This is a genomic window from Lysobacter sp. CA196 (genome assembly GCF_052078695.1).
Lineage (GTDB): Bacteria > Pseudomonadota > Gammaproteobacteria > Xanthomonadales > Xanthomonadaceae > Lysobacter.
Genome location: NZ_JBQJIN010000011.1, coordinates 121,170 through 139,250, shown reverse-complemented (window position 1 = coordinate 139,250; position 18,081 = coordinate 121,170). Strand labels below are relative to the sequence as shown.

Sequence of the window (18,081 nt, the reverse complement as noted above, 5' to 3'; positions counted from 1 at the left end):
CCGTTGCGACGATAGCGCTCGACCGCACCGGGGGCTTCGCTCGCGGTCCAGGAGGAACCCGTGCTGGGACGTTGTCTGTGTCTGCTGATGTTGCTGTTCGCCATGCAGGCAGAGGCACGCCTTCCGGAAACCCCGCGTTTCCGCCGCTACGGCCAGGAGCAGGGGCTGCCGAAGTCGGTCGTGAGCATGGACCTGGATCGCCAGGGCTATCTGTGGATCGCCACCGAAGACGGCCTGGCGCGCTACGACGGCGTCGAATTCACCGTCTGGCGCCACATCATCGGCCTGTCCGGCTCGCTGCCGGACAACATGATCGAAGACGTCTACGTCGATGGCCGCGACCGCGTCTGGGTCGCCAGCCGCGACGGCCTGAGCTGGCTCGGCAGCGATCGCAAGGAGTTCGTCCGGGTCGCGTTCGAAGGCCAGGACGCTTCGTGCAGCGACGATGTGTCGTACATGACCGGCACCCCCGACGGCGCGATCTGGACCGCGACCTACGACGGCGAAATGTGCCGCATCGATGCCGACGGCCGCTTGTCGCGCTACATCCCCGGGGTCGGCGCCGGCCGACGCTTGCCGCCGGGGCCGGTGACCGCGCTGCTCAGCGACGACCACGGCCGTTTGCTGGTCGGCACCATGCACGGCCTGGTGCGTTTCGGGCGCGGCCGTTTCGCCCCGATCGGCCGCGACGAAACCGCCGGCGTGCGCATCGGCGAGTTGTCGCGCGAAGCCGACGGTTCGATCTGGGTCGGCAGTCAGCGCGGCCTGTTCCGGCTCGGCACCGACGATCGCATGACCCCGGCGCCTTGGGCGCTCGGCGAACAGACCACCAACGCCATCGTCGTCGGCGACCAGTCCGGCGGGCGCTGGATCGGCACCACTGCCGGCCTCTACCGCGTCGACCGCAACGGCGAGGCGCGGTTGTTGCAGGACGACGCCGGCGACGGCATCTGGGACCGGCGCAGCGGGCTGCAGCAGATGCTGCGCGACGGCGAAGGCGGGCTGTGGCTGGTGACCTATTCGCAGGGCCTGGTGTATCTGCCGCCGGACTGGAACCGATTCGCTTCGATCACCTCGGTCGGCGGCATCCAGATCGACCGCCTCGACGTGCGCGACATCGCGCCCGACGGCGAAGGCGGCTTCTGGATGTTGTCGGCGACCGATCTGTATCGTCTGCGCCGCGGTGCGCGCGTGTTGGAACCGGTCGCCGACAACCGACAGCTCGGCCTGAAGTGGATGCATACCCTGTATCTGCGCCCCGACGGCAAGCTGTGGATCGGCCATTCCAGCGGCTTGAGCCTGTTCGACCCGGCCACCCGCACGGCGCGCAACTGGCCGTTCGGCGCCGGCGAACTCGGCATCACGGTGTGGTTCCTGCATGAGTTGCCCGACGGTGGGCTGTGGTTGTGGTTTTCCGACGGCAGCGCACGCCGCTACAACGCCGCCGGCGAACGCCTGCCGTCCGGCGATATCGAACGGGTGTTCGCCACCGCCGGCTTCACCACCAGCGCCGCGACCTTCGTGGTCGGCCCCGGCGAGCAACCCTGGTTCGCCGGCATCCAGGGCTTGCAGCGTTGGGACGGCAAGCGTTTCGTGGTCGTGCCCGGCGGCGTCTTCGAGGACGTCCAGGCGATGGCCTTCGCCGGGCCGCATCGGTTGTGGATCGCGCGCAATGGCGCACTCGAGTCGTATCGCTGGGCCGACGGCCAGCTGGCGTTCGAGCAACGCATCGACAACAGCGCCGGTTATCCCGACACCAGCGTGTCCGGCCTGTTGGTCAGCGATGCCGGCATGGTCTGGGCGACGACTTCGCGCGGCCTGCTGCTGGTTTCGCCGAAGGACAAGCGCCTGCGTCTGTTCGGTCTCGGCGACGGCATTCCCAACGTCGAGTTGAACCGTACCGCGCCGCAGCGCGGCGCCAAGGGGCTTGCCGCGACGCTGTCGCTCGATGGCCTGGTGCTGTTCGACCTCAATACGCCGTTCCCGCGTTCGCGGCCGCCGCGGTTGTCGCTGGAAAGCCTGAGCGTGCGCCGCGAAGAGGACGAATGGTCGTTGTCGGCCGCTCATGGCATCGTGCAACTGGAATCGGACGACCGCGATTTCCGTGTGGTCGCACGGCTGATGTCCTTTCTCGACCCGCGCTCGCACACCTATCGTTTCAAGCTCGAAGGCTACGACCCGGACTGGATCGAACAGCGCGCCAACGGCGAGCGGGTGTTCTCGCGGCTGGAGCCGGGCGAGTACCGATTGCAGGTGAAGGCCGCGGGCGCCGACGGCATCTGGTCCGATCCGGCCGCCTTCACCCTGCACGTCAAGCCGCCGTGGTGGCGCGCGACCTGGGCCCAGCTCACCTTCGTCCTGATCGCCTTGTTGCTGTTGGGGATCGGCGCGCTGGTGTACCGGCGCCGCCTCGGCCGCCGCAGCGCCTGGCAGCTCGCGGTGCACAAGCGCGAACTCGCCGAACAGGCCTCGCTGGCGAAGACCCGCTTCCTCGCCACCCTCGGCCACGAAGTGCGCACGCCGATGACCGGCGTGCTCGGCATGAGCGAGTTGTTGCTGGACACGCCGCTCGACCCGCGCCAGCGCAGCTACACCGAAGCGATCCGCCGCGCCGGCGAGCATCTGCTGCGGCTGGTCAACGACGCCCTGGACCTGGCACGTATCGAATCGGGCAAGCTCGAACTGGAAGACCGCGCCTTCGACCTGCGCGGGCTGGTCGACGAAGTCACCGGGCTGATGGAACCGCTCGCGCGCCAGCGTGGGCTGGCTTTCGATGTCGTCATCACCTCCAGCGCGCCGCAGGGTTTGCGCGGCGACCCGAGCCGGGTCTGCCAGATCCTGATGAACCTGCTCGGCAACGCGATCAAGTTCACCGAACAGGGCAAGGTCAGTCTGATCGTCGACGCGCTGGCGCCGCAGGGCGTGCGCTTCGAAGTCGTCGATACCGGCCCGGGCTTGAACGAAGAACAAAAGACCCGGCTGTTCCGCCGCTTCGAGCAAGCCGAAGGCGCGCGCACCGCCGCGCGTTACGGCGGCAGCGGTCTCGGCCTGGCGATCTGCCAGGAGCTGGCCGCGGCGATGGAAGGGCATATCGCGGTGCAGAGCGAACCCGGCCAGGGCGCGCGCTTCATCTTCGACGTGCCGCTGCTGCCGGTGGCGGCACCGCTGCGCGAGGCGTCGTCGTCGAGGCTGGAGCCTGCTTCGCGTGGCGTGCAGGTGAGGCCGCTGGCTTTGCTGTTGGTCGAAGACGACGCCACCGTGGCCGAAGTCATTGCCGGCCTGCTGCGCGCGCAAGGCCATCGCGTGACCCATGTCGCCAATGGGCTGGCCGCGCTGGCCGAAGTGGCGACCGGGCATTTCGATCTGGCCTTGCTCGACCTCGACCTGCCCGGGCTGAACGGCCTGGACCTGGCGCGGCAGTTGCGCGCGCAGGGCTTCGAGCGGCCGCTGATCGCGGTGACCGCGCGCACCGATCCGGACGCCGAGCCGCAGACGCGCGAGGCCGGCATCGACCGTTTCCTGCGCAAGCCGGTGACCGGCGCGATGCTGGCCGAGGCGGTCGCCGCGGCGATGGGCGGCGCGATGCCGGCATAAGCGCGGCGCCGGCGTTCGCCGCGCACGTGGACCGGTGGGCGATGTATTCGACCGCGGCCGCGCTTGCGCGATAACACACACATTGCGACGATCCCGGATCGCCGCGCGTGGTGGCGAGGGAGTCCGGATGCGGCGCACTATTCGATGGCTGTTCGCGCTGAGCTTGGCGGCGCTGTCTTGTGCCGTGGCTCCGACCGGGGTGATTCCGACCGCTCAGGCGGGCCTGCCCGAGACGCCGCGCCCGCGCCAGCTCACGGTCGCCGACGGCCTGCCGTCCAACACCGTCAGCCGTATCGCCGAGGATCGCCACGGGTATCTGTGGCTGGCCACCAGCGAAGGCCTGGCGCGCTACGACGGCAGCGGCTACCGGGTCTGGCGCCGCGAGCAAGGCCTGCGCGACAACTATCTGTGGGCGGTGCACGTCGACGCGCGCAATCGGGTCTGGATCGGCACCAGCCAATCCGGCCTGGCCATGCTCGACGCCGACCGCAAGCAGTTCCGTTATTACGACCGCTCCAATACGCCGGGGTTGCACGACAACGACATCTGGTCGATCGCCTCCACGCCCGACGGCGCGCTGTGGTTCGGCACCGCCCACGGCGGCCTGTACCGGATGGCGGTCGACGGCAGCATCACCCGCTACGTGGCGCGCGAGGACGATCCGCGCAGCCTGCCGAGCAACGGCATCGCCAACCTCAGCGTCGCGCCCGACGGCAGCCTGTGGGTGAGCACCCTGGCCGGCGCGGCGCGCTGGACCGGCCGCGACTTCGAGCGCGTGCCGGACAAGGCGCTGACCTCGGTGATCGTCAACACCATCACCTTCGAAAGCGACGGCACCGCCTGGTTCGGCACCCCGCACGGCGTCGGCGTGCGCCGTCCGAACGGCCGCTACGAAGCACAGCCGTGGGCGCGATTCGCCCCGGGCAAGACCATCATCGACGTGCTGCGCCGCGATCGCACCGGCCAGTACTGGTTCGACTTGCCCGAGGGCCTGGGCATCGGCAACGCCGAAGGGGTCGCGGTCGTGCCTTTGTTCAGCACCACCAGCCAGGGCATGGTGCGGCCGAACTGGTCGGGCGCCTACGAGGATCGCGAAGGCGGTCTGTGGTTCGCCAGCAACGGCCACGGCCTGTGGTATCTGCCGCCGAACTGGCGCCAGTTCTCGGTGTTGACCCGGCGCATGGACGACCCTTCGACCCTGGCCAACGCCAGCGTGCGCGGCATCGCCCCGGCGCAGGGCGGCGACATGTGGTTGGTCGGCAGCGGCGGCGTGCTCGACCGGCTCGATCCGGAGAGCGGCCACGTCGTGCATGTCGCCAGGAATTTCAGCGGCAACCTCGGCCTGGACCGGGTGCTGCAGGATCGCGCCGGACAGGTCTGGGTGACTTATTACGGCGGTCTGGCGCGCATCGATCCGGCCACCGGCGCGCATCGCAACTGGAGCCTGGACAGCGCCCGCGACCCGGCGATCGGCGGCACCACCGCCGAACTGGTCGAGAGCCAGGGCCTGATCTGGCTGCTCGGCAGCGACGGCGACCTGCAGGCGCGCGACCTCGATGGCGGTGTGCGCGAGTCGTTCGCCTTCGGCGAGCGCGGGCTGCCGAAGGAGGCGACCCTCGAACAAAGCGGCAACGGCCCCGACGGTGCCTTGTGGATTTCCAGCTCGCAGGGCTTGTGGCGCTGGAATGCCGGCGTGCGCCGCTTCGAGGCGGTGCCGGGCTCGCCCACGCAGCCGGTGCACGCCTTCGCCTTCGAGGGACGCACGCGGATGTGGATGGCCGGTTTCGGCACGCTCGAGGCGTATCGCTGGGACGGCGCGCGCCTGCAACGCGAGTCGAGCCTCGGTGCGCGTGCCGGCCTGCCGCTGACCGAGGCGCGCGGTCTCATCGTCGATCGCGCCGGGTTGATCTGGATGACCACCACGCGCGGCTTGGTGCGGGTCGACCCGCAAGCGCGTTCGGTGCGGGTGTACGGGGTCAAGGACGGTTTGCCGAGCCAGGAGTTCGTCGAGCGGCCGCAGGCGCGCCCGAGCGACGGCCGGATCCTGGTCGGCAGCCCGGAAGGGCTGATCCTGTTCGATCCGGCGGTGGTGCGGCCGATCGACCGCGCGCCGCCGCTGATCATCGAGACCATCGAAGTGCGGCGCCGCAACGAGCGCATCGTGTTCCCGGTCGCGAACGCGGCGGCTGTCGCTGCGGCCGAGCGCGCACCGAGCGCGCTCAAGGCGACGTGGTCCGACGGCGTTCCTCCTGCGGCGACAGCCGACGGCATAGCGCCTATTTCGATCGGCGACGGCGCCGCACCTATTTCGACCGGCGATGGCATCGCGCCTATTACGATCGCCGATGGCATCGCGCCTATTACGATCGCCGATGGCGATCGCGACCTGCGCATCGTGGCGCGGCTGTTGTCGTTCAATAATGCCCAGACCAACCGTTATCGGTTCCGGCTCAGCAACTACGACCCCGGTTGGGTCGATGTCGGCGCCAGCGGCGAACGCAGCTTCTCGCAGCTCGCGCCCGGCGACTACCGCCTGGAAGTGAAGGCCAAGAGCGCCGACAACGTGTGGACGCCGGTGCAGGTGATCGCCTTGCATGTCGATTCGCCGTGGTGGTGGAGTCCGTGGGCGATCACCGGCTTCATCGCTCTGGTGCTGTCGCTGCTCGGTCTGCTCTGGTTCGCTTATCGCCGCCGCGCGCGCCGGCGCCTGGCCTGGCAGCGCGCCGAGCACGAACGCGAAGTCGCCAAGCAGGCCTCGCTCGCCAAGACCCGCTTCCTCGCCACCCTCGGCCATGAAGTGCGCACGCCGATGACCGGCGTGCTGGGCATGAGCGAACTCCTGCTCGACACCCCGCTCGACGAACGCCAGCGCAGCTACACCCTGGCGGTGCGTCGCGCCGGCGAACATCTGCTGCGCCTGGTCAACGACGCGCTGGACCTGGCGCGGATCGAATCGGGCAAGCTCGAACTCGCCGACGAAGCCTTCGACCTGCGCGCGCTGGTCGAGGAGGCCAGCAATCTGATGGCGCCGCTCGCGCGCCAGCGCCGCCTCGCCTTCGAAATCGATATTTCATCGGGTGCGCCGGCGGGTCTGCGCGGCGACGTCAGCCGGGTCTGCCAGATCCTGCTCAACCTGCTCGGCAACGCGATCAAGTTCACCGACGAAGGCAAGGTCAGCCTGCGCGTGGAAACGCTGAAGCCGCAGGGCGTGCGCTTCGAGATCGCCGACACCGGCCCAGGCCTCAACGAAGAGCAGAAGAACCGTTTGTTCCGCCGCTTCGAACAGGGCGACGGCGCCCGCACCGCGGCGCGCTACGGCGGCAGCGGCCTGGGCCTGGCGATCTGCCAGGAGCTCGCGGCGGCGATGGACGGCCACATCACCGTGTACAGCGAACCGGGGCAGGGCGCGCGTTTCGTTTTCGACCTGCCGCTGCAGATCGTTGCCCCGCCGTTGCGCAAGCACGACGAGTCCGCGTCGATCGCCTACGCCGCGCCGTTGTCGCTGTTGCTCGTCGAGGACGATGCGACCGTGGCCGAAGTCATCGCCGGTCTGCTGCGCGCGCAGGGGCATCGCGTCGCCCATGTCGGCAACGGCCTGGCGGCGTTGACCGAAGTGGCGACCGGACATTTCGACCTGGCTTTGCTCGATCTCGACCTGCCCGGCATCAACGGCCTCGACCTGGCCCGGCAGCTGCGTTCGCAGGGCTTTACCCAGCCCCTGATCGCGGTGACCGCGCGCGCCGACGCCGATGCCGAACCGCAGGCCAGTGCCGCCGGTTTCGACCGTTTCCTGCGCAAGCCGGTCACCGGCACCTTGCTGCGCGAAGCCATGGATGCGGTGCTGTCGCGCAAGGCGGGTGGCTGACGTCGCTCTGCCGTTTCGCCTCAATGCTCGGCGTTTGGCGTTCGCGTCGGGCCCTCATCCGGCCTTCGGCCACCTTCTCCTGCAAGCGGCAGAAGGGATTGCACTTGCGGTGACCCGCTTTAGCCCCTCTCCCGTTCACGGGAGAGGGGGTGGGGTGAGGGCACCCGCTCAGTGCGGACCCTCACCAACCGAACGAACTTCAGCGCGCGCTGAGCTCGTGCACCGCCGCAACCATCGCCGCGACGTGTTCGGGCTGCATGTCCGGCGACATACCGTGGCCGAGATTGAAGACGTGGCCTTCGCGCGAACCGCCGTTGCCGTCGCGGTAATCGTCGAGCGCGCGGCCGACTTCGCCACGGATCGTTTCGGGCGTGGCGTACAAGGTGACCGGGTCGAGGTTGCCCTGGATCGCGACCTGCCCGCCGATGCGGCGTGCGGTGTCGCCCAGGCCGATGGTCCAGTCGACGCCGACCGCTTCCGCGCCGCTCGCGGCGAGGTCTTCGATATAGGGGTCGTTGCCCTTGCCGAACAGGATCAGCGGCGCGCGCTCGTCGCCTTCGCCGCGCGGCAGTTCGGCGGCGATGCGTTGCAGATAACGCAACGAGAATTCGCGGTACATCGACGGCGACAGCACGCCGCCCCAGGTGTCGAACACCTGCAGCGCCTGCGCGCCGCTGGCGTGCTGGGCCTTGAGGTATTCGATCACCGCATCGGTGACCACGCCCAGCAGGCGGTGCATCGCCGCCGGGTCGTTGAGGGCGAGCGACTTCACCTTGGAATAGTTGTCGCTGCCGCCGCCTTCGACCATGTAGCAGGCCAGCGTCCACGGGCTGCCGGAGAAACCGATCAACGGCACCGAGCCGTTCAATTCGCGGCGGATCGTGCTGACCGCATCCATGACGTAGCGCAGTTCCTTGCCCATGTCGGGCACGGCGAGGCGGTCGATGTCGGCGGTGGAACGGATCGGGCGCTCGAACTTCGGGCCCTCGCCATCGGCGAAGTACAGGCCCAGGCCCATCGCATCGGGCACGGTCAGGATGTCGGAGAACAGGATCGCCGCATCGAGCGGGAACCGGCGCAGCGGCTGCAGGGTGACCTCGCAGGCCAGCTCCGGGTTCTTGGCCAGGTTGAGGAAGCTGCCGGCTTGGGCACGGGTGGCGCGGTATTCCGGCAGATAGCGGCCGGCCTGGCGCATCAGCCAGACCGGCGTGCGGTCGACGGGTTGGCGGCGCAGTGCGCGCAGGAAGCGGTCGTTGACGGGAGAAGGATTGGACATGAAAGAACCGTGGCGAGGTGCGCCGTCAAGGGGAGGGAAAGGTGGAGTGCAGCGAGCCCGTGGGGCTGCGCGGGAATGGGGTGGGAGCGGGGTGGTGGCCGTGGCCGGCTAAAGCAAATCCCCCTCGGTCCCCCTTTTCCAAAGGGGGAAGACCTTCCGATGGGAGGGCGCTTTCAAAGGGGGCGGATGCGACGCAGTGCCAAGGCAAAGACAAGCGATCTATCTTTTCGTAAGCACACGCTGTTCCCCCCTTTATCGAAGGGGGGCAGGGGGGATTTGCTGTTCCCGCCCGACCGGACCGAACCACGGAAAGCCTCATCGCGGCGCTTCGGCGCCCTGCGAGAACATCAGCTGGAACCCGCGTTTGAGCTGCTGGTCGCGGGCCTGTTCCAACGCCGCCAGGGCGCTGGGCTGGTCCATGAACTGCTCGCGCCGGACCGTGCTGCGGCCGCCGATCTGGCCGCTTTCGCGCACCAGCGTCCAGCCGCCGAGCAAGTCGGGCTGCAGCATCAGCTGTACGAAGCGGGGAGCTTCGCGGCCTTCCGGCCGTTGTTGGAGAAGGAGGCGCACCCGGCGATTGTAGCGGTTGCGGGGCCCCTGCCGACCGGGCCGGTTGTCGCGGTCCGCACGCCGGAGCGTTGCGCCGGCGGGGCTTTCAGGCGCCGCGGAAACCGCGGCGGTAGGCCGAGGGCGAGGTGCCGAGCTGAGCGGCGAAGTGCTGGCGCAGCGAGGCCGGCGTGCCGAAACCGGTCTCCGCGGCGATGGCGTCCAGGCCGCTGTCGCTGGTTTCCAGCAGGCGTTGCGCGCGCGCCAGGCGTTGGTTGGTCAGCCATTGCCCGACCGTGGTGCCGGTGCTGTCGCGGAAGCGGCGGGTGAAGGTACGACGGCTCATCAGTGCGCGCTCGGCCAGGGCGTCGAGGCTGTGCGGCTGGTCCAGATGGGCTAGCGCCCAGGCCAGCACCGCGGCCAGGCGGTCGTCCTGGGCCGAGGCCGGCAACGGCTGTTCGATGTACTGGGCCTGCCCACCCTGGCGGTGCGGGGCGATCACCAGACGGCGGGCGATGCGGTTGGCGATCTCGGCGCCGTGCATGCCGCGCAGCAGGTGCAGGCAGCAATCCAGCGCCGCGGCGGTACCGGCCGAGGTGGTGATGCCTTCGTCGTCGACGTAGAGCACGTCGCGCTGCAACGCGATCTGTGGATAGCGCGCGGCGAAGTGCTCGCTCCAATGCCAGTGCGTGGTCGCGCGGCGGCCGTCGAGCAGGCCGGCTTCGGCCAGCACGTAGGCGCCCAGGCACAGGCCGACGATGTGCGCACCGCGTTCGTGGGCGCCGCGCAAGGCCTTGAGCAAGGGCTCCGGCGGGCGCTCGTCGGCGTCGCGCCAGGACGGCACGATGATGGTGTCGGCGCTGCGCAGCGCCTGCAGGCCGTAGCGTGTTTCGATGCTGAAACCGGCGCGGGTGCGCAGGCGGCCGGGCTCGGCGGCGCAGACGCGCAGGTCGAACTGCGGCAGATCGAGGTCGCGGTCGCCTTCGCGGCTGTCGAACACCAGACAGGGCACCGACAGGTGGAAGGGGCTGATGCGGTCGAAGGCGACCACGGCCAGGCGACGGGAAGCGGCGGATTGGTTCATGGCCTGATTCTACATGGCCCGATCCTATCGAATATTGTCATTCGGGTCAGTATCGGCCCGGCCGGCGGAAGCGAACAATAAGCCCACGTTGTCGCAACCCCTTCCCGGAGCCAGCTCATGAACGCCTCGTCCAACAGCAGCAAACGCGCCCTCGTCGTCATCGACGTCCAGAACGACTACTTCGCCGACGGCCTGCCGATCGAGTACCCGCCGGTCGCCAAGACCCTGCCCAACATCGGCCGTGCGATGGACGCCGCCCGCGCCGCCGGGGTGCCGGTGGTGGTGGTGCAGAACACCGCGCCGGCCGGCACGCCGGTGTTCGACAAGGGCACACCGGGCTGGGAGCTCAACGACGTCGTCGCCAGCCGCCCGCGCGATCACTACATCGAGAAAAACTTTCCGAGTGTGTTCACCGGCACCGACTTCAAACAGTGGATCGAGCGCAACGGCATCGACACCCTCAGCGTGATCGGCTACATGACCCACAACTGCGACGCGTCCACGGTGCTCGAGGCGGCGCACCTGAACTTGAACGTGGAGTTCCTGCACGACGCCAGCGGTTCGCTGTCGTACGAGAACAGCGCCGGGTACGCCAGCGCCGAAGAGATCCACCGCGTGTTCATGGTGGTGTTCCAGAGCCGCTTCGCCGCAGTGCTGAGCACCGACGAATGGATCGATGCGCTGCAGACCGGCGCGGTGCCTTATCTCGACAATCCGTGTGCCTCCAACCAGCGCGCACGGGCCCGCAACAAGGCGGCCGCCTGAGGGCTGGCGCTGGGTTCGTGATCGAGTCGGCCCGGCCTGATTCGATCCGGTTCGACCACCCGCAATGCGAAGCCCCGCCCTGGCGGGGCTTCGTCTGTTGGTTGCCGGGCGGGCTCAGAACGTCGACGGGTTCTTGAGCTGGACCTGCTGCACCCAGGTGCCGAAACCGGTGTCCAGATGCACGACTTCGCCGAGCAACTGCGCACCGAGCGCTTCGGCCTTGATGAAGATCGAACCGTTGTTGTACTCGTTGATCTCGTACTCGGCGCGGCCGTGCACGAGCGTGCGTGAGGCGTTCACGTACTGCAGGCCGGTCAGGACGATGTTCCACTGAGTGCCGTCGGCGCTGAGGGTGGCGAAGGCGGAGGTGTCGTAGACGCCGCCGTTGGTGAAATTCAACACCGCGTGTTTGATCGCGTCGGTGAGCGCGTTCCAGCTGATGTTGAAGATCACCGTGCTGGTGCGCGCGTTGGGGTAATTGCCGAAGCGCTCGTAGGCGGTCTGCGCGGCGACTTCCGGAATATCGGTCGGGTCGAAATGCTTGTCGAGGAATTCGAACTGGTTGGCCATGGACGGCTCCTTGGTGGTGACGGCGGCGGGTTGTGCGGAAGTGGGCTGGCCGGCGCCCGCCGCGTCCGTCGCGGGCGACGGCCGGGTCAGGGCGTTGTGCAGAAGCAGCAATTCCAGGGGGTTCAGGGCCATGCGGTGCCGATCCTCAGCGCGGGTGGTGCAAGGCTGGAAACGTGCGGGCAGACGCGCTGTGAAACGCGGCGCTTCGCCCGCGACGGCGTTCACAAGCACGACGCCGCCGCGTTAGTTCGGGCAGTGGATCCCGGCAGGGCGTTCGTTGCGAGCGCACCGCCTCGATCTTGTTCCGACCACCAGGAGCCCGCCCCGATGCCCGTGTTGACCGCTGCACAATTGCAAGGACTTGCCAGCAACCATCTTGGTGCCGGCAGCGAGCTCGTTCCCGGTTGGGCCGACCCGAATCCCGATGCGCCGTGTTGGGGCTATGCCTTGTTCGGAGGTCCCGGCGGGCATGCCGCCAATACGCCGCCGACGATCTTCGACCAGGCCTGGTCGTTCGATGGCGAAGAGAATGACTTCGTACTCAATCCCGGCTTCGTCGATTGGGTTCACGACAACTTGGGCAACGCGGACGCCGATGCGCAGGCGCAGGTGCTCGCGGCCAATGCCGCCACCGCCCGCAACGATGCCGCGCCGGGCAGCGCCGCGGCGAAACAGGCCTGCACCCGCGCACTGGCGCGCCTGTGCATGATCGCCAGCGGGCTGACTTTATCGGGCAACGACGGCGCTGCGCCGACGCAGTATTCCATCGTCATGGCCTCGGACCTTTGGCGGACTTGGGAACATTGGGCGCTCGGCCTGGCGAACAACGTCGGCGCGCCGGACAACCCGGCGGTCCAATACACCCAACGCGACGCCGGCGTGAACCCGGTCAATACGCGCTGCGGCATCGTCTGGGGGAATCATCCGATCCTGACCACGCTCTACGTCACCGAGCTGCTTCCCGGGCATATCGAGTATCTGCAACACGCCGTCGGTTGGCCCTGAGCCGAGACGCGTGATGCAGGGCGTTGGATGCGGATAGAGGGTGAAACTTTCTCGCCATCGTTCTCGCGTAGGGGCTCCGCTTTACTTCGGCGGAGCCGAACACCCGGGGCGTCATCGCGACATGACTCTGAAGTCTCTGCGGCCCGGCCAGGCCGCACGGTGCCCTGGCGTTCATGGTTGCGCGAACCAGTGGCTCGCGAGCGCATCCATTCGCCCCCGCCTTCGCGGGGACGATGGATTGTTCTCAAGCTTCAAGAAGGCGGGTGCGGCTATCCGGCCGCACCCGCGGCGGCGCGCTCAACCCGCGGCGAGCACCGCCAGCACCGCGTCGTCGGGCACGCCCGAGACGATCCGCGCCGCACCGGCCTTGTCCCACAAAATGAAACGCAGACCGGCGGCATCGGCCTTCTTGTCCAGGCGCATGCGCGCCAGCAGCGCCTGCGGCGCCAGGCCGTCGGGAATCGAGGTCGGCAGATCCAGCCGCTCCAGCAAGTGCTTGAGGCGGTCGACATCGGCCGCGCTCGCGCGCCCGAGCGCCGCCGACAAACGCGCCGCCAATACCATGCCGACCGCGACCGCTTCGCCGTGATTGAGGCCGTCGCCGCGGGTGCCGGCATAGCCTTGCTCGGTTTCGATCGCATGGCCGAAGGTGTGGCCGAAATTGAGCATGGCGCGGTCGCCGTGTTCGTACATATCGCGGGCGACCACATCGGCTTTGTAGCGGCAACTGCGCGCGACCGCCTCGGCCAGGGCCTCGTCGTCGCGGGCCAGCAAGGCGTCGGCGTGCGCTTCCAGCCAATCCAGAAAACTGGCGTCGAAGATCGCGCCGTACTTGACCACTTCGGCCAGGCCGGCGCGCAGCTCGCGATCGGGCAGGGTGCGCAAGGCGGTGGTGTCGGCGATCACCGCGCGCGGCGGATGGAAAGCGCCGACCAGGTTCTTGCCGCTCGGCAGGTCGACCGCGGTCTTGCCGCCGACCGAGGAATCGACCATCGCCAACAAGGTGGTCGGCACCTGCACGCAATCGATGCCGCGCATCCAGCAGGCCGCGGCGAACCCGGCCAGGTCGCCGACCACGCCGCCGCCGAGCGCGATCACGCTGGCGTCGCGGGTCGCGCCGAGCGCGGCGAGCGCGTCCATGCATTCGCCGAAGCGCGCCAAGGTTTTTTCGTGTTCGCCGGGCGGGATCACGAAATGGGCCACGCTCAGGTTGGGCCTGGCCGCATGCAGCGCAGCCTCGACCCGCGCGAGGTAGAGCGGCGCCACGTTCTCGTCGCTGACGATCAGCGCATGGCGCCCGCGCACGCTGCGGCCCAGGCGCGCGCCGTCGTCGAGCAGGCCCGCGCCGATCTCGATGTTGTAGGTGGACTCGCCGGATACTTCGACCTTGCGTACCGCACTCATGCGTTGACTCCGGAATAAGGGTGGGGCGTCGACGAGGCCTGCGGGCGTCGCCAGAGTCGATCGAGTTGCTCGGCGAGCTGGGTGGCGGCATCGGCCGAACTCAGCGCGCCGGTGTCGAAGCGCAGGTCGGCGACTTCGGCGTACAGCGGCGCGCGTTGTTCGGCCAGCGTGCGCAGCACTTGCTCGCGGTCGCTGCCGGCAAGCAACGGCCGGCTGCGGTCCAGGGCCAGGCGTTCGAGCTGCTGCTCGACCGTGACCAGCAACTGCACCACGAAGCCGCGTTCGCGCAGCAGGCGCCGGTTGTCGGAGGCGAGCACCGCGCCGCCGCCGGTGGCGAGCAGCAGGCCTTCGCCTTCCAGCAGTTCGGCGAGCACCGCGCTTTCGCGGGCGCGGAAACCGGCTTCGCCTTCGTGTTCGAAGATCGCCGCCACGCTGGTGCCGGTGCGTTGCTCGATCTCGCGGTCGGCATCGGCCAGGCGCAGGCCGAAATGCTCGGCGAGGCGTTTGCCGATGCAGGTCTTGCCGGCGCCCATGGGGCCGACCAGGATCAGGTTGCTGGCTGGGTTCATGCCGCCGATTGTAGGACACGCCGTAGGGCGGCAGCAGGACAGCCGTGCGACCGTGCTTGCGTCGTCTTAACAGGCACCGGCCTAGGCTCGGATCTCCGTCGCCGCACGGCGGCGGGCGGTCCCACGGGACGACCCATTCGCAGCACCCATCAGGAGAAACACCATGGCGGTCGCCAAAGTCATCGAACTCAACACCTCGTCCAGCATCGGCATCGAGGACGCGGTCAAGACCGGCCTGGCCAAATGCGCCGAGTCGGTCAAGAACATCCAGGGCGCCTGGGTCAACGACGTCAAGGTCGTCACCGACGGTTCCGGCAACATCACCGAATGGCGGGTCAACCTGAAGGTGACCTTCGTCGTGAAGTAAGCGCGACCGTCGCAGCCGATCGGGAGTGACGAAGCCGGCATTGACGCCGCTTCGTCACTCGCGTCGGTACTGCCGGCTCGCCACCGAGAGCACCCGTCGCGAGGCGTCCAGGCGCAGGCTCGCATCGGCGATCTGCGGCAGCCGCGCCAATGCCTGCCGGCTGACCCGTTCGAACAGGCTCACGAAGCGTTCCACCTGCGCCCGGCTCATCGCATGGCGGCTCGGGCGCCGGGTCTGCATCGCGCACTCTTGCTGCCAACGCCAGTCGGCGACGACCTCGAAACCCGGCGGTTGCAGGAACAGCAAACGGTCCAGGCGCGGCCACAGCGCCGGATAGTCGCGGCCCAAGGCGGCGTTGCAATAGGCGCGCCAACGGCCGTCGCCATCTTCGTCGCGTTCGAGCGCGTTGACCGGCGCGATCAGTTCGGCCTCGGCCTGCATCGGCGTCTTCAGGAACCAGCCCTCGAACAGGGTCAGATCGACTGCTTCGGCCTGTGCCCAGCGCGACGGCACGACCCGGGTGTCGCGCAGTTTGTCGAAGCGCGGCCAGCGTGAGGCGGCGCCGGCGCGCAGGCGGTCGAGCACGGTGCACGCCAGGTCGACTTCGTGGGTGCCCGGCGGCCCGCGCGTGGCCAGCAATGGGTGGACCTCGCGGCCCAGGCGCAGGCGTTCGCGCCGGCCGAGATAGAAATCGTCGATCGACAACACCGCCACGCGCAATCCGCGCGAACGCGCGAGTGCGGCGACCTGCGCCGCCAGCGTCGATTTGCCGCTGCCCTGCAGGCCGCAGATGGCGTAGACACGGGCGTTCGCGGCCAGTGCGTCGTCGAGCACGTGTTCGACCCAGTCCGGTTCGAAACCGCTGGCTTCGGTGTCTGGTGATTCGGCGCTTGCCGATAAAGTGCCGGCCGCAGCGTTGCGGTCCAGGCCGGCGTCGCGGCCCGGTGCTGGGCCGGGATCTTTAGCGGGATCTATGCCTGGGCGGGCGGGCGGATGCAGGCGCGGCGACATCGGCTCACAATAGCGCAATGACTACGACCCACGATCTGCTCAACGAAGCCCTCGCCACCTTCGACACGCTGTTCGAAGAAGCCGTCACCGCCGGCGAGCCCGACCCGACTGCGATGACCGTCGCCACCGCCTCGCTCGATGCGCGGCCGTCGGCGCGCACGGTGCTGCTGAAGGCCCACGACGCACGCGGTTTCGTCTTCTATACCCACCTCGACGGGCGCAAGGGCCGCGAACTGCAGGCCAACCCGCATGCGGCGCTGTTGTTCCATTGGCCGCGCGTGCGCCATGGCGTGCAGGTGCGCATCGAAGGTGCGGTCGAAGTGGTCGGCGATGCCGAGGCCGACGCTTATTTCGCTACGCGCGCGCGCGGCAGCCAGCTCGGTGCCTGGGCCTCGAAGCAGTCCGAAACCCTGGCCGACCGCGAGACCTTCGAACAACGCCTGGCCCAGGCCGAGCAGCAGTTCGAAGGCCGCGACGTGCCGCGTCCGCCGCGCTGGAGCGGCCTGCGCGTGCGCGCCGAGAAGATGGAGTTCTGGTACGGCGCCGACTTCCGCCTGCACGAGCGTTGGTCGTACGAATGCGACCGCGCCGGCGAGTGGAACAAGCGGATGCTGTATCCGTAAGGCATTCTTCGCTGCGACGCTTGCGGCGTGCTCGCCGCAAGCGCCTCAGTGCTCGCGCTTGTACCAGAAGGTGTCCTGCATCCGTGCCATGCCGGCGCGCTCGTAGAATCCGGCCGCGTCCGGCACCGAGGCCAGGACCACGCTGACGCTGGGGCCGACCTGGCGCCGCACTTCGTCGAGCAGGCCCTTGCCGATGCCGAGCCCCTGCGCCGAGGCCGACACCGCCAGTTCGGACAGATAACAACACCAGGCAAAATCGGTGACGCAGCGGGCCACGCCGACCAGGGTCGCATCGGCCTGGTCCAGGCGCGCGGTCACGATCAGGTTCGCGGCCGACAACATCGCCTGCAAGCGTGGTTCGTCGGCGACCGGACGGATCGTGCCGAGGCCGGAGCGTTCGAGCACTTGCCGGAACTCGGCGACTTCGATCGCCGGTTCGCGGGCATAGACGATGCGGATGGGCTCGGCCATGGCCGGCACCTTCGCACCGCCTGCGCCGCGGTGCAATCGCGGCGTCAACGCGGGCTCAGCGCGCGCTCAGGGGTGCTTCGCCGACCAGGCTTGGACGATCGCGCTCAGGGCATCCAATCCCGCAGTCAGCGCGGCCGGACCGGGCTGCAGGATGATCGGCGACTTGATCTCGTGCAGTTCGCCGTCGCGCACCGCGGGGATCGCGTCCCAACCCTCGCGCGCCGCCACTTGTTCGGGGCGGAATTTCTTGCCGCACCAACTGCCGAGGATCAGGTCCGGTGCGCGCCGCACGACTTCGAGCGGGTCGGCCAGGATGCGGTCGCGCGCCAGCGACATCGCCGCGCGTTCGGGAAAGACGTCGTCGCCGCCGGCGATGCCGACCAGCTCCGAAACCCAGCGGATGCCGGTGATCGGCGGCGTGTCCCACTCCTCGAAATACACTCGCGGCCGGCGCGGCATCGCCGCGGCGCGCGCCTGCACGTCGGCGATGCGCTGCTCGTATTCGCTGGCGAGGGCGTCGGCGCGGTCGCCGGCGCCGACCAGCGCGCCGAGGCGGCGGATGTAGTCGAGGATGCCGGCGACGCTGCGGTGATTGCTGATCCACACTTCGATGCCGTGCTTGATGAGCTCGCTGGCGATCTCGGCCTGGATGTCGGAAAAGCCGACCACGAAGTCGGGCTGCAGCTTGAGGATCTCGCCGATCTTGGCGCTGGTGAAGGCGCTGACCTTGGGTTTTTCCTTGCGCGCGATCGCCGGCCGCACGGTGAACCCGCTGATGCCGACGATGCGGTGCTGTTCGCCGAGCAGGTACAGGGTTTCGGTGGGTTCCTCGGTGAGGCAGACGATGCGTTGCGGGCCCATGGGGTTCCGATACTGAAAACGAAGCGGGGATTGTCGGCCAAGCCGGCGATCCGCGGCGAGCACCGGCGGC

15 protein-coding genes are annotated in these 18,081 nt (G+C 68.8%); 6 read left to right on the top strand and 9 right to left on the bottom strand.

Annotation, left to right across the window (positions count from 1 at the left end):
- The first annotated feature begins 60 nt into the window (after positions 1-60).
- Together ACTOWK_RS12360 and ACTOWK_RS12355 are read left to right on the top strand one after the other, a co-directional pair.
- The gene (locus tag ACTOWK_RS12360) at positions 61-3,594 is read left to right on the top strand and encodes an ATP-binding protein (protein ID WP_441330451.1); all 3,534 of its coding nucleotides are present in this window, start codon (positions 61-63) and stop codon (positions 3,592-3,594) included.
- Between the two features lie 127 nt (positions 3,595-3,721).
- Positions 3,722-7,459 carry an ATP-binding protein gene (locus ACTOWK_RS12355; protein WP_441330450.1) on the top strand — a complete coding sequence of 1,246 codons (3,738 nt, stop codon included), beginning with the start codon at positions 3,722-3,724 and terminating at the stop codon, positions 7,457-7,459.
- A 199-nt stretch (positions 7,460-7,658) separates the two neighbouring features.
- Here the strand turns inward: ACTOWK_RS12355 and hemE are convergent, their stop codons facing one another.
- The 3 genes from hemE to ACTOWK_RS12340 form a co-directional block, all read right to left on the bottom strand.
- Positions 7,659-8,735, bottom strand: coding sequence for a uroporphyrinogen decarboxylase (gene hemE, locus ACTOWK_RS12350; protein ID WP_441330449.1), 1,077 nt, complete (start codon positions 8,733-8,735; stop codon positions 7,659-7,661).
- A 315-nt stretch (positions 8,736-9,050) separates the two neighbouring features.
- Positions 9,051-9,305: a WGR domain-containing protein gene (locus ACTOWK_RS12345; protein ID WP_435394332.1), complete on the bottom strand. Its 255-nt coding sequence runs from the start codon at positions 9,303-9,305 to the stop codon at positions 9,051-9,053.
- Between the two features lie 85 nt (positions 9,306-9,390).
- Entirely contained in the window at positions 9,391-10,365 is a 975-nt protein-coding gene (locus ACTOWK_RS12340; protein WP_441330448.1) for a helix-turn-helix domain-containing protein, read from the bottom strand.
- A 117-nt stretch (positions 10,366-10,482) separates the two neighbouring features.
- On the opposite strand from ACTOWK_RS12340, the gene ACTOWK_RS12335 reads away from it, so the two are divergent.
- Positions 10,483-11,130 (top strand): cysteine hydrolase family protein, encoded by a 648-nt coding sequence (locus tag ACTOWK_RS12335; protein WP_441330447.1) that lies wholly within the window; start codon positions 10,483-10,485, stop codon positions 11,128-11,130.
- A 114-nt stretch (positions 11,131-11,244) separates the two neighbouring features.
- On the opposite strand, the gene ACTOWK_RS12330 is transcribed toward ACTOWK_RS12335, so the two are convergent.
- On the bottom strand, positions 11,245-11,832 hold the full coding sequence (locus tag ACTOWK_RS12330) for a hypothetical protein (protein ID WP_441330446.1): 588 nt from the start codon (positions 11,830-11,832) through the stop codon (positions 11,245-11,247).
- 195 nt (positions 11,833-12,027) lie between these two features.
- On the opposite strand from ACTOWK_RS12330, the gene ACTOWK_RS12325 reads away from it, so the two are divergent.
- Positions 12,028-12,705 (top strand): hypothetical protein, encoded by a 678-nt coding sequence (locus tag ACTOWK_RS12325; protein ID WP_441330445.1) that lies wholly within the window; start codon positions 12,028-12,030, stop codon positions 12,703-12,705.
- A gap of 297 nt (positions 12,706-13,002) precedes the next feature.
- Here the strand turns inward: ACTOWK_RS12325 and aroB are convergent, their stop codons facing one another.
- Positions 13,003-14,109 carry a 3-dehydroquinate synthase gene (aroB, locus tag ACTOWK_RS12320; protein ID WP_441330444.1) on the bottom strand — a complete coding sequence of 369 codons (1,107 nt, stop codon included), beginning with the start codon at positions 14,107-14,109 and terminating at the stop codon, positions 13,003-13,005.
- Positions 14,106-14,678 carry a shikimate kinase gene (locus ACTOWK_RS12315; protein WP_441330443.1) on the bottom strand — a complete coding sequence of 191 codons (573 nt, stop codon included), beginning with the start codon at positions 14,676-14,678 and terminating at the stop codon, positions 14,106-14,108. The genes aroB and ACTOWK_RS12315 overlap by 4 nt, the downstream gene beginning before the upstream one ends.
- Before the next feature lie 163 nt (positions 14,679-14,841).
- Between ACTOWK_RS12315 and ACTOWK_RS12310 the strand changes: the two genes are divergently transcribed.
- Positions 14,842-15,045, top strand: a complete 204-nt coding sequence (locus tag ACTOWK_RS12310) for a dodecin family protein (protein ID WP_441330442.1) — start codon at positions 14,842-14,844, stop codon at positions 15,043-15,045.
- 54 nt (positions 15,046-15,099) lie between these two features.
- On the opposite strand, the gene ACTOWK_RS12305 is transcribed toward ACTOWK_RS12310, so the two are convergent.
- Complete coding sequence (locus tag ACTOWK_RS12305) at positions 15,100-16,056, bottom strand: kinase (RefSeq protein ID WP_441330441.1); 957 nt, start codon at positions 16,054-16,056, stop codon at positions 15,100-15,102.
- 17 nt (positions 16,057-16,073) lie between these two features.
- On the opposite strand from ACTOWK_RS12305, the gene pdxH reads away from it, so the two are divergent.
- Complete coding sequence (pdxH, locus tag ACTOWK_RS12300) at positions 16,074-16,679, top strand: pyridoxamine 5'-phosphate oxidase (protein WP_441330440.1); 606 nt, start codon at positions 16,074-16,076, stop codon at positions 16,677-16,679.
- Positions 16,680-16,724: 45 nt separating this feature from the next.
- Here the strand turns inward: pdxH and ACTOWK_RS12295 are convergent, their stop codons facing one another.
- Together ACTOWK_RS12295 and ACTOWK_RS12290 are read right to left on the bottom strand one after the other, a co-directional pair.
- Positions 16,725-17,150, bottom strand: a complete 426-nt coding sequence (locus tag ACTOWK_RS12295; protein WP_441330439.1) for a GNAT family N-acetyltransferase — start codon at positions 17,148-17,150, stop codon at positions 16,725-16,727.
- 66 nt (positions 17,151-17,216) lie between these two features.
- Positions 17,217-18,011 carry a cobalamin-binding protein gene (locus ACTOWK_RS12290; protein WP_441330438.1) on the bottom strand — a complete coding sequence of 265 codons (795 nt, stop codon included), beginning with the start codon at positions 18,009-18,011 and terminating at the stop codon, positions 17,217-17,219.
- Positions 18,012-18,081: the final 70 nt, after the last annotated feature.

Excerpts from the sequence above, each read along its gene's own strand:
- ACTOWK_RS12355 (WP_441330450.1), top strand. The coding sequence starts at position 3,722 with ATGCGGCGCACTATTCGATGGCTGTTCGCGCTGAGCTTGGCGGCGCTG.
- hemE (WP_441330449.1), bottom strand. The coding sequence starts at position 8,735 with ATGTCCAATCCTTCTCCCGTCAACGACCGCTTCCTGCGCGCACTGCGC.
- ACTOWK_RS12305 (WP_441330441.1), bottom strand. The coding sequence starts at position 16,056 with ATGTCGCCGCGCCTGCATCCGCCCGCCCGCCCAGGCATAGATCCCGCT.
- pdxH (WP_441330440.1), top strand. The coding sequence starts at position 16,074 with ATGACTACGACCCACGATCTGCTCAACGAAGCCCTCGCCACCTTCGAC.
- ACTOWK_RS12335 (WP_441330447.1), top strand. The coding sequence starts at position 10,483 with ATGAACGCCTCGTCCAACAGCAGCAAACGCGCCCTCGTCGTCATCGAC.
- ACTOWK_RS12290 (WP_441330438.1), bottom strand. The coding sequence starts at position 18,011 with ATGGGCCCGCAACGCATCGTCTGCCTCACCGAGGAACCCACCGAAACC.
- ACTOWK_RS12315 (WP_441330443.1), bottom strand. The coding sequence starts at position 14,678 with ATGAACCCAGCCAGCAACCTGATCCTGGTCGGCCCCATGGGCGCCGGC.
- ACTOWK_RS12340 (WP_441330448.1), bottom strand. The coding sequence starts at position 10,365 with ATGAACCAATCCGCCGCTTCCCGTCGCCTGGCCGTGGTCGCCTTCGAC.
- ACTOWK_RS12295 (WP_441330439.1), bottom strand. The coding sequence starts at position 17,150 with ATGGCCGAGCCCATCCGCATCGTCTATGCCCGCGAACCGGCGATCGAA.
- ACTOWK_RS12310 (WP_441330442.1), top strand. The coding sequence starts at position 14,842 with ATGGCGGTCGCCAAAGTCATCGAACTCAACACCTCGTCCAGCATCGGC.
- ACTOWK_RS12330 (WP_441330446.1), bottom strand. The coding sequence starts at position 11,832 with ATGGCCCTGAACCCCCTGGAATTGCTGCTTCTGCACAACGCCCTGACC.
- ACTOWK_RS12325 (WP_441330445.1), top strand. The coding sequence starts at position 12,028 with ATGCCCGTGTTGACCGCTGCACAATTGCAAGGACTTGCCAGCAACCAT.
- aroB (WP_441330444.1), bottom strand. The coding sequence starts at position 14,109 with ATGAGTGCGGTACGCAAGGTCGAAGTATCCGGCGAGTCCACCTACAAC.